Raw genomic sequence first — 13,045 nt, 5'->3', positions numbered from 1 at the left:
TTCGACTGAAGCCCAGCGAAATGACTCGTGCGCCTAATTCGCGAAGGCCTGTTGCACCCTGCGAACAGGCGGGCGCAACTGCTGCTCCATCTGGGCGAGGATATTGACCTGCTGCTTGATCAGCGCCGCCTTTGAGACGCGGGTCACGAGCTGCAGGGTGCTGTGGCAACAGGCACATTCATATGTCTTCAGGGCATATCCTCTGGCAATCGGGACGATCGCGACGACCGCTCTTGCACTGCTACACACAATGCAACCGGCTTCTCCGCTCATTGATTACCCCCAGAGCTAACCAATGCGATTTGCATCGCCGAGATTCACATCTGATTCAGAGTCGCGCGCGAACCGCAACGAGCCGAAGGTTGTGAGCGCGCGCTCAGCAACTCGTCAAGGTGGAAATCAGAATCCCGTGGCGGATGCAGCCGGGGCAGGCGGCATCCTCCGGGACTGCGATGACTTGACGCGCGCAGGTGTGAAGTGGCGTACAGTGGCGCACAAGGCGTCGTCCTACGCTCCGGCCCATTCGCAGTCCGCAGCGCAGGAGGAGGCAATGAACTACTCGTCCGCAGCAGAACGCGTCATCGAGGCCGTCAACCGGCTGCTCATAACGGCGATGACATCCGCATGGACATCCGCGCTAAGCCATCAGCATGCCGCGCCGCCGGATGGCGAGGCCGGCAACGATGAGGAATCCTGTCTCGACGAAGAGAGTTCCTCGGCGCCCGATGGCGCCGGAAAGCAGCACTGAAGACGCCATTGGCTCGGGGCGTCACACGATCAGATCGTGCAAGCCGTGGCCGTGAGCTGCACTTGGCCCATGAGGCGGATCACCATCGGGCGGAGATGGTTCAGGCGTGAACGCCGGTTCGGACCCAACGCGTCCTCCTGCGTGGGCGTGATGACCGGCAAGCTCTGTAAGATGATCCGGCACGACGTTGTGCTGTGAGCCCTTTGAAGCGTTATCCTTGAACTGGAACGAGTCGCCGAGCTGCTGCGTCTCGCCTGCAAGCGAGTGGGCGTTACCTCCGGACGATGCCTTCGAAAGGCCTGGATTGAGCGCCGTGTCTGCCGTGTCATCGCTGCGACGACCATGGGCATGAGCCGCCCCGTCGGCGCTTTCCTGGGGAGAGACGCCGTGATGCCCAGCATCGTTCCCGAGCGCAAGCCCGCGGCCGGCATGCTGTTCGGCGGCAATATGATCAAAATTCAGCGCGGCGATGGCAATGTCAGGCATCTGACCACCATTCGCGCCATTCTTCCCGGCCGCCGAGGCTGTGTCGAAGCCCGTGAAGTGGAAGACAAAGCTGGCCTCCGTCGGTGCGACGACGGATTGCAAGGTCGTAGACGTTCCGCTGGCCGAGGGAGCTCCCGCATCAATGTGGGGCGTTTCGGTCGTGGGCGTTTGCACCGGATCCGAACCGGAGATGCTGGAATATTCTGTTCGTCCGATCTGGTCCGAAGTTGAATTCAGGTTGTAGGTCGAATCGCTTGACTTAATTTCCGGACTCCTGTCTGCGAGGAGCGTGCTGTCGCCGCTTCCGGAAACGGACGAGATCTCGGAAGTGGTCGTCACTACCGCGGCTGCATCACTCTGCAGGGGTGCGGTGAGGTCGACGAGCTCGCCGGCGGCGGCGATCACAGGTGCGGCCGCCGGTGCCAGGATGAAGTCCGAGGCGTCGACGGTCGCAATCCCCTGCAAATGGATTTCGAGCAGACTGGAATCGCCGATGTGCAGGGTTCGGTCCGTTGAATTGACGTACACGATGGTTTCATTCGTCGCGCTGTCATAGATCCAGGCGATCGTATGTGCCGGCACCGTCGTGCTGGTCGAGCTCAACGCCAGGATGGCAAATCCAAGCGCGCCAAAGGCGGTCAGGTCGATCCTGTCCGATCCCGACGCGAAGTCGGTGATGGTGTCGAACTGGCCGGCGCGGGAATCGGCGACGAACAAATATGCGAAACGATCGTTGCCATTGCTGCCGGTGAGTTGGTCCGCACCAAATCCGCCGGTTATGGTATCGGCGCCGTTGTTGCCGTTTACCGTATCGTTTCCCGAGCCGCCGTAGATGGCATCATTGCCATCGTTGCCCTTGATCGTGTCATTGCCTGAGCCGCCATAGAGAACGTCCGTCTTGCCGGTCCCATTGACCGTATCACTGCCGGCTCCCGCATAGATGACCTGACCCGTGTCGCCGCCACCGGCGATGGTTTCGCTCCCCGGCGTTCCGTACACGTTCGGGGGATCGGAGATCACGACGGATCCGGTGGCCAGGTTGTCAAAATCGTTGGGGTCAGCATCGCTGGCGCCATGAATGGCGACGGTCACCGTCTGCGTGGTACCGTCGATCGCGGTCACCGTGAATGTGTCGGTCAGGGTGTCGCCGGAATCGAGAGCCTCAACCACGCTGTTGTTGTTGTCGAGGGTGTACGTCCATGCGCCGGCTGCGGTCATCGTGAAGGTGCCGTATCCGTCGTCGCTCGCGGTCGGTGAAGAGATCGCGGTGAACGTATTCGGCGCGTTGTCGACGTCGGTATCGGTCAGCGTGCCAGTCGCGATGGGAGCGCCGGGCGAGAAGGTTCCTGCCTCGGTCACTGAGCCGGTCGTGGTGCCGGAAATGAGGGCCGCGTCGTTGCTGCCGTGAATGGTGATCGTCACCACCTGCGGCGTGCCGTCGAGGGTCGTGACAGTAAAACTGTCGGTGAGTGCGTCCCCGACATTCAGCGCCTGCACCGCGCCGCTCGCATTGTCGAGCATGTAGGTCCACGCGCCGGCCGCGGTGATCGTATAGGTACCGTAACCACCCGTGCTTGCCTTGGGCGAACTCACAGTTGTGAAAGTATTGGATGCATTGTCGACGTCGGCGGCAACGAGCGTGCCGGTTGCGCTCGGCGCGCCGGGGGTCGTGTTGGCAACGCCTCCGGCCTCGGTCACCGATCCGGCGGTTGTGCCGGAAATCACGGCAGCATCGTTGCTGCCGTGGATGGTAATCGTCACCACTTGGGCGGTTCCGTCCAGAGTCGTCACCGTAAAGCTGTCGGTCAGTGTCTGCCCGCCATTGAGCGCCTGCACCGCACTGTTGGCGTTGTCGAGCGTGTAGGTCCACACGCCCGCTGCCGTCATGGTGAACGTGCCGTAGCCGGCCGTGCTCGCCGTTGGCGAGACGACTGCCGTGAATGCATTTGCGATCGTGTCGACGTCGGTGTCGGTGAGCGTGCCGGTCGCGGCAGGCGTGCCGGGATTCGCATTGGCGATGCCGCCAGCCTCGATGACGGCGCCGGTCGTGTCGCCGGAGATGACCGCTGCATCACTGGCTCCCTGGATGGTGATCGTCACCACCTGGGGGGTGCCTCCGATCGTGGTCACCGTGAAGCTGTCGGTCAGCGTTTGGCCGGCATTGAGCCTCTGCACTGCGAGGTTCGAATTGTCCACGGTGTAAGTCCACACGCCGGCAGCCGTCATCGTGAAGGTGCCATAGCCGCCGGTGCTCGTCGTTGGCGAACTCACGGCCGTGAACGTATTTGGTGGGTCGTCGACGTCGGTATCGGAAAGCGTGCCGGTCGCAATCGGCGTGCCGGGCGTTCCATTGGCAATGCCGCCAGCCTCGACGATCGAGCCGGTCGTGGTGCCGGAGATGATTGCAGCGTCGTCGACACCGTTGACGGTGATTGTGAACGTCTGGCTCGCAGAACTGAGGCCGTCGGAAACCGTGATGACGAAACCGTCGGTCGTGGGCGCCTTCAGTGCGTTGATTGCGATGCTGTCAGGCACGAACGTGTAGGCGCCGCTCGTACTATTGACGTAGAGCGTCCCGTACGGACCGGGCTTTGACAGGTCGTATGTCACCCCGCCGAGGACCGTCTCGCCGGCGGTCGCCCCTATGACGCCAAAGGTCAGCTTGGCGCTGCCGCTGGTGCTGCTGGCAGCGAAGATTCCGCTCGTCGCAGTGAATGTATCAAACACCACCGTATCGAGCTCGGTCGGCCCCGCTCCGGTGCTGAGTGTCGGCGGTATGGGGTCGAAAACGGGAATGACGAATGGCGACACAGGCGCCAGCAAATTCTGCAGCGCGGGCGCATCCGGCTGAATGAAATTGATCGGCTGCAGCGACTGGGTTTTGACGAAGGGAGGCGTGCTTGAGCCATGCGGCCCCTGTCCTTCGAGATTGGCGAGCACGTCCTGTTGCGCGGCGTGCAACTCATCCATGCGAGCGGCCGTGTTCGTGACCTGATTGATACTGATGCTGGAGCCCACCTTCCTGAGCACGATCGTCTCGCCGGGATCTTCGACGATGATGCGCCGCGGGATCCGCTCCTTGGTTACGAGCTCAAATGCACCATGGGCAAGGTCCTTGTAAGTGATGGAGTCGTCATCCAGGAGCGTGACGTCCGGGTCCGCGGCTTCGGCATTTCGTCCGAGCGAGAAAGTCAATGCTGCAAGCGTCAACATTCCGGACCCGCCTGCGTGACTCCGGCCACGAATGCCTGCAATTGACGCGTTCGTCTGGTGAGACCGGGCTTCTGCCGGCCGGCCTGGTGCTGAAGTGGAGCTCCTTCGGGTCAGGTCGAGGAGGGCCGTCGATGGCTCGCCTTCGACTTCGAACACGAATGCGCTCAGCGAGACGCGAGTGCCGCAGGAGATGTCGAAGGAAGTACCGTCGATGAAGCGAACTGTGATCTGTCCGTCGGCATCGGTCTCTATCACGTCAGTCCGATAGACAGGCGCGCCAGCTACGGCCTGTGTGGCGATGCCGCTGGCTCGCGTAAGCGTACCGCAACCAATCACTGTCTGAATATGTCCGATGATTTGGACGGGCAAGGCCATTGCGGGCCTGGTACCAACCTGGATGTCGGATGCTGACATGGCTCGACCTCGCCTGGGTGATCGATTCAGGCTCGGCGTGCTGCCGTGGTCTATTCGGGGCGGCCCTCGCCAAAGGACAAATATCCTGGGCGCTGGCAGCCGATGGCATGCCCGCCGAAATATCAAATCTGCTATCGAGAGTTGCATTGCGCGGCGACGGTAACGCGTGCCGCCATTCGCGCATTCCTCCCGCCAAAGTGATTAAATCGAGAAACCAGACGTATTTAATTTGTGGCGTTTTCATACCGCCGCGATAAAGTAGGCCGATTAATCATATTAAACAAGAATTATGTTTGTTGTTGCTGCGCGTCGCGACTCAAAAAATGGAGCCGCCGACAGCCGACAAGGTCTCTCGAGAAAGGGGGGATCATGTGCAGAACCAAAATATTCTCAATAGCGGCGGGCCTGGTCTTGGCGCTTCTAAATTTCTCGCCGAGTGCGGCTCAAGCGCAAGTCGATTCCGCCGGGCCCGCCGACGCCAACTCGTCTTCCAAACCGATCGGGAAGGTGGCGACGGCCACAGGCTCCGTCACGATCGAACATGCGGGCGCAGTGATCGTTCAAGCGAATGTCTCAAGTGAGCCCGGCCGGGCCAAGAGGGGTGATCCCGTATATCTTGGTGACGTGGTGCTGACCGGAGACGACGGCCGGGTCGGAATAAATTTTAGCGACGGCAGCTCGTTCAATCTATCGAGCAACGCCCGTATCGTGCTGGATCACTATGTGTATGAGCCGGCCGGCAAGTCCAATGCGACCCTGTTCAGTCTTGCCAAGGGAACGTTCACTTTTGTTGCGGGCAATGTTGCGAAGACCGGCGATATGAAGGTCGATACGCCCGTCGCCACGTTGGGGATCCGAGGTACGACGCCGCACATCGAGATTTCTGATGACGGGTCAGCCAAATTTTCGACGCTGATCGAAGAGGGCAAAAGCAAGCTCCTGAAGAAGCCGCCGGCCGGCGCGGCGCCGGAGCCCGATCGAAGCGCCAATCGCAGGCTCATTATCTGTCGGGGATGCTGAGAAGTTTGCTCGATCGAAGCCGCCGTGATGCCGGCGCAGCGTCCGGCCGGCAGAAAGGCGCAACATGAGTGCTTCGTTTCGCTCGCGGAGTTCGGCGCTTGGTGTGAAAATCGCACGGGCCAGTGTCATCAGGGCAGGGATGCTCATTCTGATCGTTGGACTGTCCGGTTCGTCAGGCTTGGCGCAGACGTCGAAGAAGAGCAGCTCACTCAAGAATATCGAGCTATGTAACGGGTCAGATCGGGTCTCGCCCGAAGCTCGGATCGAGGCCTGCACGGCCTTTATCGATGCGGGCGAGGGGAGCACAAACGGCTTCGCCGTCGCCCACAACAACAGGGGCAATGCCCATAGCGCCAAAGCCGACTACGAAGGCGCGATCAAGGACTTCGTCGCAGCGACCCGGCTTAACCCGAATTATGCGAAAGCCTTCAACAACCTCGGAGTGGCCTATCTGAGGACGGGCTCGCACGACCTCGCCCTTGGCGCTTTTCAGGAGGCGCTGAAGCTCAACCCCAACTATGCCACTGCCTTTGCCAACCGTGCGGCAGCGTTCTTGAAGAGGAATGCGTACGACCGTGCAGCGCAGGACTATGACGAAGCAATTCGCCTTGACCCGAAGATGGAGGTGGCTTGGAGCGGACGCTGTTGGGCCCGGGCCGTCCTTGGCGCCTTGCAGGCTGCGATGGAGGACTGCGACATGGTGCTTCGATCGGGAGCGGGTAACGCCGCGACATACGATTCGCGAGCCCTGATAAATCTGAAAATGGGACAACTCTCCGCGGCTATCGACGACTACAACGCGGCGCTGCGGTACGCCCCCAAGCTGGCGAGCGCGCTGTACGGTCGCGGGGTCGCCAGATTCAAGCTCGGCGACACAGAGGGCGGCAATAGCGATATCTCGGCAGCCAGAAGGATCGAGGCCCGAATCGCCGAAGATTTTGTCCGCTATGGGGTGCCGCAAAGGGACTGACAGGCCGCGACGTCGTGCAGCCGTTAACAACTGCTTAACCGCCTGCGTCTCAAATTCAAACTGGCGGACCGGCCCCCGCTCCATCCGGCACGGCGTGCTGTTCCCGCAAATCAAGACATAGCATTAACAAGTCCTTAATTGGCGAGACCTACAGTCGACGGCACGGGCCGGCGCCAGTGCCGGCATGCCCGCCGAACCGGAAGAAATGCCGCCAATGGCGCGAGAGGCTGCCGCTGGATTTGTGTCGCGAGCCCGCGCATCGGCGCGGGGCTTGCCGCGTCACGCCCGCGCCGCGGCCTTGTTGGCGGCTTGTCTCCTGCTTGGCCTTGCGGCGCCCGGCCGGGCGGCCGATCCGATCAGGGGCGAGGCGACGTTTTCAGCCGGTGGCGGCTTTGCCCGTCTCGTCATCAAGCTCGGCGAGGACGTTCCCTCCGAGGTGACGACCGCGGGCTCGATCCTCGTCATCCGCTTCGACCGGCCCGTCGATGTTCCCGTCGAGCGCATTCCGGAAGGCGCGCCCGATTACGTCAATTCCGCCCGCCGCGACCCTGACGGCGGCGCCATCCGCCTGTCGCTGGCGCGGCGCGTCACCGTCAACACCATGAACGCCGGCGAGCGCACCTTCATCGACCTGCTGCCCGAGGGCTGGAAGGGGCCGCCGCCGAGCCTGCCCATGGACGTGGTCAAGGAGCTCGCCGAGCGGGCACGCGCGGCCGAGCGAGCGCTGCGCGCCCAGCGTGCCGCCGCGGAGTCCAGGAAGCGTCCGCCGATCCGCGCGCGCGCCTCGGTGCAGCCGACGTTCGTGCGCTTCGTGTTCGAGATGCCCGACGGGGTCGGCGTCTCCTCCGTGCTCAACGAGCAGAAGCTGACGCTCGTCTTCAACGCCAATCTCAATTTCGACCTGGCGGACGCGGTTCTCGCCGCGCCGCCGAACGTCGCCTCGATCAAGCAGAAGTCCGATATCGACCAGACCAATGTCGAGATTGCGCTGATCGGCGATGCCGACGTGCATTCGTTCCGCGACGAGAAGAACTACGTCGTCGACGTCTCCTTCCAGCCCGACAAGGGTAAGTTGGCGGCAACGCCCGAGGCGACGATCGCGCAGATGAAGCCGGCCGGTCGCGGGCCGGCGGCTGCCGCTGCACCTGCACCTGCACCTGCACCGGAAAAGCTCGCCGCCGAGAAGAAGGACGCCCATCGCGAGATCCCACCGCCGACCTCCGAGACGATCGCGCGCGAGGCCAGGATCGACATCAAGCCCGAGGTGAAGGTGGAAGCGCCCGCCGCGCTGCCGCCCGCCGAAGCGCCGAAACCGGCAGCCTCTCCCGCGGCCGAAGCGGCCCAACCGCCCAAGGAAGCTGCGAAGCCGGCGCCAGCGCCGGCGGCTGCGGCTGCGCCCGTCGAAGCGCCCAGGGAGGTCGCGAAGGAACCGGTCAAGGATGCTGCCAAGGATGCTGCCAAGGCTGGGCCGGCGGAGGTGCCGGTCGCGCCCGCGATTGCCAGCGTCGATGTGCGCCGGGACAGCGACGGCTTGCGCGTGACGTTCCCGCTTCAGGTTGCAACGCCGGCGGCGGCGTTCCGCCGCGGCGACACCGTGTGGCTGGTGTTCGATACGCCCAAACCCGTCGATGTCGAGGCGATCCGCACCAAGGGCGGCGCGATGATCGGCGAGGTGGGCCGCGTCCCGCTCGACAAGGGACAGGCGGTGCGCATCCGTCTCACACGTCCGCTGGTCTATTCGCTGACGAGCGAGGAGGTCGGCAAGGAGACCAACTGGATGTTGACGCTCGCCGACAAGATCCAGGCGACGCCGCTGCCGCTGATGATGTCGCGCAACATCACCGATCCCGCGCTCGCCAATATCGCGATCCCGTTCGCCAATCCAGGCCAGCTGCACAAGCTCACCGATCCCGATGCCGGCGACACGCTCTATGTCGTCACCGCGCTGCGGCCGGTGCGCGGCTTCATCAAGCGGCAGGACCTCGTCGATCTCTCGCTGCTGGAATCCGCGCACGGCATTGCGATCCGGCCGAACTCCGACGAGATCGGCGTCGAGGTCGGCTCCGACAAGGTCATTCTCGGTAAGAAGGGCGGTTTGACCCTGTCGCCGGTCGACATCTCGGCCGAGCGGGCGCCGACCGCCGTGCGCCCGATCTTCAGTCCCGAAGGCTGGCGCAAGGGCCAGTCGGAAAACTTCATGGCGCGCCAGGGCGAACTGATGACGGCGATCTCGGCGGTCGAGCCGGCGCTGCGTTCGCTGCCGCGGCTCGATCTTGCGCAATTCTACATGTCGCGCGCCATGTATCACGAGGCCAAGGCCGTGACCGACGTGATGCTGAGCGATCCGCTCAACAAGGAGGAGAGCGGCGCGCTGATCATGCATGCGATCGCCAACATCCTGATCGGCCGGCCGGCGCAGGGCCTGAAAGATCTCGCCAATCCTGCGATCGGCAATAGCCACGATTCCCAGCTTTGGAAGGCGCTCGCCTATGCGCGCCAGGGCAAATGGGCCGATGCGCGCGAAAAGTTCAAGAACGTCGAATTCGCCATCGCCTCGCTGCCGCTCGACATCCAGCGCATCGTGACGATGGACGCTATGCGCGCATCCCTCGAGGTGAAGGACTATGCCGGCGCCTCCAAGCGCCGCAACGAGCTCGAGGTGGTCGGTGTCCCGCCCGAGGCCGCGCCAGGCTTCGCCGTGCTGCGCGGCCGGCTCGCCGAGGCGCTCGGCCACGACAAGGATGCGCTCGACGATTACAAGCTCGCGGTCGCCTCGAATGATCGTCCGGCTGCGGCCGAGGCCAAGCAGCTCGAGATCGCGCTGCGTCAGAAGCGCGACGAGATCGGCAAGGAAGAGGCGTTGCGCGAGCTCGAGACGCTGTCGATGACCTGGCGCGGCGATGCGATCGAGGTCAAGACGCTGCAGATGCTGTCGCGCCTCTATGCCGAGAACGGGCGCTTCCGCGATGCGCTCACCGCCGCGCGCACCGCGACGAGGCTGCAGCCGAACGCCGAAGCCTCGCGTCAGGCGCAGGATCTCGCCTCCGAGCTGTTCACGCAGATCTTCCTCGGGCCGAAGGGCGACGAGCTGCCGCCGGTCGAGGCGCTCGGGATGTTCTACGAGTTCCGCGAGCTGACGCCGATCGGCCGCCGCGGCGACGAGCTGATCCGCCGTCTCGCCGACCGTCTCGCCTCGATCGATCTGCTCGACCAGGCCGCCGAGCTCCTGCAATACCAGATCGATCATCGCCTCGAAGGCGCCGCGCGCGCCCAGGTCGCCGCGCGCCTCGCCATGATCTATCTCGCCAACCGCAAGCCCGACTTGGCCATCACCGCGCTGCGCGCCAGCCGCATCAGCGATCTCTCCGGGGAGCTCCGGCAGCAGCGCCTGCTGCTGGAGGCGCGTGCGCAGAGCGACGTCGGCCGTCATGATCTCGCGCTCGACATCGTCTCCAACGTCGCCGGGCGGGAGGTGCTCCGCCTGCGCTCCGACATCTTCTGGGCAGCGCGGCGCTGGCGCGAGTCCGCCGAGCAGATCGAGCTCTATTACGGAGACCGCTTCCGCGACTTCAAGCCGCTCAATGCGGTCGAGAAGAGCGACATCATCCGCGCCGCCGTCGGCTACGCCCTCGCCGACGACTCGATCGGCCTGTCGCGCTTCCGCGAGAAATACGCCCCGCTGATGAGCGAGAGCGCCGACCGTCTCGCCTTCGACATTGCGAGCAAACCGGCCGCTGCCTCCAGCGCCGAATTCGCCGAGATCGCCAAGCTCGCTGCCAGCGTCGACACGCTCGACGGCTTCCTGCGCGAGATGAAGCAGCGCTTCCCCGACGCCACCGCCCGCGCGCCCGGCGCGCCGCAGGCCAAAGATACGAGCGACCACACCGGCTCGCTGCCCACGATTCCGGTCGTGCGGCAGATCAAGATGACGCGGTAGAGCTCGGTGCCGCGCGAAGCGCGGCCCGTGACCGCGCCGCAAACTCGTCATTGCGAGCGCAGCGAAGCAATCCAGAGTCTCTCCGCGGCGGCAGTTTGGATTGCTTCGTCGCAAGGGCTCCTCGCAATGACGAGGAGAGAGCGGGGGCTGCCGCTGAGAGCGGAAAGGACGCGGCAGCGAACGAAGCCCCTACCCCCCGTAACTCTGCACCAAGCTCCCCGCCACCAGCGACCAGCCGTCGACCAGCACGAAGAAGATCAACTTGAACGGCAGCGAGATCGTCGCCGGCGGCAGCATCATCATGCCCATCGACATCAGCACCGAGGCGACGACGAGGTCGATGATCAGGAAGGGCAGGAACAACAGGAAGCCGATCTCGAAGGCGCGCTTTAGCTCGGAGATCATGAAGGCGGGGACGAGAATGCGAAGTGCGAGATCGTCGGGCGTGGCCGGCGGCGCCTCCCCGGAGAGATCCAGGAACAGCTTCAGGTCCTTTTCGCGCACGTTCTTCTGCATGAAGCCGCGCAGCGGCACGGAGGCGCGCTGGAATGCATCCTCGACGCCGATCTGGTTGGCGACAAGCGGGCGGATGCCCTCGTCGTAGGATTTCTGCAGCACGGGGCCCATCACGAAGAAGGTCAGGAACATCGCGAGCGCGATGATCACCGAGTTCGGCGGGGCGGTCGCTGTGCCCATCGCGGTGCGCAGCAGCGACAGCACCACGACGATGCGCGTGAACGACGTCATCATGATCAGGATCGACGGGGCGATCGAGAGCACCGTGAGCAGCGCGATCAGCTGGATCGCGCGCTCGGTGACGCCGCCGCCACCGGCGCCGCCGCCGAGATTGATGCTGATGTCCTGGGCATGCGACGGCATTGCGAGCGAAGCCGCGCCGACCAGGACAGAAAGGAAAAGAACTCTACGCGGGAGGGCGGGCAAGCTCACGAAGACGGCTTCGGACGGCCGAGCAGGGAGGCCATCTCGTCTTCGAGATTTTCAAAGCTGGTCTTTTCCGCAGCCGGCTTCGCCGGCGCAGCGGGCGGTGCCGGCGGCTCGCTGCGGGCGGCGCGCGCCGGAGCGGGCGGCGGCTCGGGCGCAACCGGAGGCGCGACCGCCTCCCCAGCCGGGCGGCGCAGGGCAGCCTCGAGTCGCTGCGCCATTTCGGCGAGATTCTGCTCGGCGCTCGAGGGCGCGGCAGCCGCTGCCGGCGGCGGAACGGGCGCAGCCTGCGGCACGGGCGGAGGAGGCGGTGGCGCCGCGGCGCGCTCGGCCCGCACCGGCGGCATCTTCATCGGCTCACTGCCGCGCAGCGGACGCGGCATCAGCGGCGGCTCGCCGCGGGCGATGCGCGGCGGCAGCGGCTCGGGCCTCGGTTCGCGCTCGGGACGTGGCGCGATCGGCTCCGGCGTAAAGCCGCCAAGAGCCGGCTCGCTGCGGCGTTCGGCCAGTGCAGGCGCAGGCCGGCGCACTTCGTCGGCGAAGGATGGCCGCGCGGGCCGCGGCGGTGGCTCGGGCATTTGCGGTTCGGGATGATCGAGCAGCTCGGGCCGCGGCGCGTCGTCGGCCCAGCCGCCGGCATCGGGCAGGGGGGCAAGGCGCGGCGGTTCGGCGGCACTCGGACGTTGCGGAATCTGGTCGCGGCTGGGCGCGGCGCGAACGATGTTGGGCTCGACGACGATGTCGGTCGGGCCGCCGATCATCAGCAGATGCTCGACATTGTCGCGCCGGACCAGCACCAGGCGGCGCCGGCCGTCGACCGCGGCGGCGTCGATCACGGCGAGGCGGGGCATCCGGCCGCGCTGGGTGTTGGCGCCGATGCGGTTTCCGGCGAATCGGCGAACCAGCCATGCAGCGACGCCGATCAACGCCAGAACGACGATGAACGCGACGATGAAGGTGATAGGGCTGCCTTGCATACTTGTCCCCGACAAATGGCGCTTTTTTCGTGCCCATGGTCAGTCGAATCGACCACCGGCGGACGATGCCCCAAACTGCGATTTATTAACGTTCCACGGCAAGTTTTGCCGTCCCCAACTCTTAATAACCCATGAATCGCCCGATCCAAAACGACTTCTTGCCCTGTGCACGTCTCGCCAAACGGCTGGGTTAATGCCACTTTTCGCGGCGTCGAATGGCGGGGCGCAAGAATCAGTTTCGGCTGGGGACATGCATCACGACCGGTCCTTAACCAGCTGTTAACCATACAGGCGGCAAATTCTGCCTAGCGGCGGTCCCTAGGGTCCGTCGGGGCGGA

Annotated in this window: 8 protein-coding genes; 4 read left to right on the top strand and 4 right to left on the bottom strand. The window is 64.4% G+C overall.

Annotated features, from left to right (window positions below):
* Positions 1–33 precede the first annotated feature (33 nt).
* Entirely contained in the window at positions 34–273 is a 240-nt protein-coding gene (locus ACVWYQ_RS10410; protein WP_456725605.1) for a hypothetical protein, read from the bottom strand.
* 136 nt (positions 274–409) lie between these two features.
* Between ACVWYQ_RS10410 and ACVWYQ_RS10405 the strand changes: the two genes are divergently transcribed.
* The gene (locus ACVWYQ_RS10405) at positions 410–748 is read left to right on the top strand and encodes a hypothetical protein (protein ID WP_456725604.1); all 339 of its coding nucleotides are present in this window, start codon (positions 410–412) and stop codon (positions 746–748) included.
* 21 nt (positions 749–769) lie between these two features.
* Here ACVWYQ_RS10405 and ACVWYQ_RS10400 read toward each other — a convergent pair whose 3' ends face one another.
* A complete protein-coding gene (locus ACVWYQ_RS10400; RefSeq protein ID WP_404539775.1) occupies positions 770–4,861 on the bottom strand; it encodes a VCBS domain-containing protein in 4,092 nt (1,363 codons plus the stop codon).
* Positions 4,862–5,230: 369 nt separating this feature from the next.
* Between ACVWYQ_RS10400 and ACVWYQ_RS10395 the strand changes: the two genes are divergently transcribed.
* The 3 genes from ACVWYQ_RS10395 to ACVWYQ_RS10385 all read left to right on the top strand — a co-directional run bounded on the left by ACVWYQ_RS10395 (position 5,231) and on the right by ACVWYQ_RS10385 (position 10,788).
* Positions 5,231–5,881, top strand: a complete 651-nt coding sequence (locus tag ACVWYQ_RS10395; RefSeq protein ID WP_157280800.1) for a FecR family protein — start codon at positions 5,231–5,233, stop codon at positions 5,879–5,881.
* A 64-nt stretch (positions 5,882–5,945) separates the two neighbouring features.
* The gene (locus ACVWYQ_RS10390; RefSeq protein WP_271540228.1) at positions 5,946–6,851 is read left to right on the top strand and encodes a tetratricopeptide repeat protein; all 906 of its coding nucleotides are present in this window, start codon (positions 5,946–5,948) and stop codon (positions 6,849–6,851) included.
* Positions 6,852–7,065: 214 nt separating this feature from the next.
* A complete protein-coding gene (locus ACVWYQ_RS10385) occupies positions 7,066–10,788 on the top strand; it encodes a tetratricopeptide repeat protein (protein WP_456725603.1) in 3,723 nt (1,240 codons plus the stop codon).
* A 189-nt stretch (positions 10,789–10,977) separates the two neighbouring features.
* Here the strand turns inward: ACVWYQ_RS10385 and fliP are convergent, their stop codons facing one another.
* Both fliP and ACVWYQ_RS10375 read right to left on the bottom strand, forming a co-directional pair.
* Positions 10,978–11,736, bottom strand: a complete 759-nt coding sequence (gene fliP / locus ACVWYQ_RS10380; protein ID WP_271540224.1) for a flagellar type III secretion system pore protein FliP — start codon at positions 11,734–11,736, stop codon at positions 10,978–10,980.
* The gene (locus ACVWYQ_RS10375) at positions 11,733–12,707 is read right to left on the bottom strand and encodes a flagellar biosynthetic protein FliO (protein ID WP_456725602.1); all 975 of its coding nucleotides are present in this window, start codon (positions 12,705–12,707) and stop codon (positions 11,733–11,735) included. Before ACVWYQ_RS10375 ends, fliP begins: the two co-directional genes overlap by 4 nt.
* Positions 12,708–13,045 lie beyond the last annotated feature (338 nt).

The sequence above is a fragment of the Bradyrhizobium sp. USDA 3397 genome (genome assembly GCF_054060965.1).
The sequence above is the reverse complement of the archived record's forward strand: the minus strand, read 5'-3'. Positions and strand labels throughout refer to the sequence as shown.

Excerpts from the sequence above, each read along its gene's own strand:
- ACVWYQ_RS10410 (WP_456725605.1), bottom strand. The coding sequence starts at position 273 with ATGAGCGGAGAAGCCGGTTGCATTGTGTGTAGCAGTGCAAGAGCGGTC.
- ACVWYQ_RS10400 (WP_404539775.1), bottom strand. The coding sequence starts at position 4,861 with ATGTCAGCATCCGACATCCAGGTTGGTACCAGGCCCGCAATGGCCTTG.
- ACVWYQ_RS10395 (WP_157280800.1), top strand. The coding sequence starts at position 5,231 with ATGTGCAGAACCAAAATATTCTCAATAGCGGCGGGCCTGGTCTTGGCG.
- ACVWYQ_RS10390 (WP_271540228.1), top strand. The coding sequence starts at position 5,946 with ATGAGTGCTTCGTTTCGCTCGCGGAGTTCGGCGCTTGGTGTGAAAATC.
- ACVWYQ_RS10385 (WP_456725603.1), top strand. The coding sequence starts at position 7,066 with ATGGCGCGAGAGGCTGCCGCTGGATTTGTGTCGCGAGCCCGCGCATCG.
- ACVWYQ_RS10375 (WP_456725602.1), bottom strand. The coding sequence starts at position 12,707 with ATGCAAGGCAGCCCTATCACCTTCATCGTCGCGTTCATCGTCGTTCTG.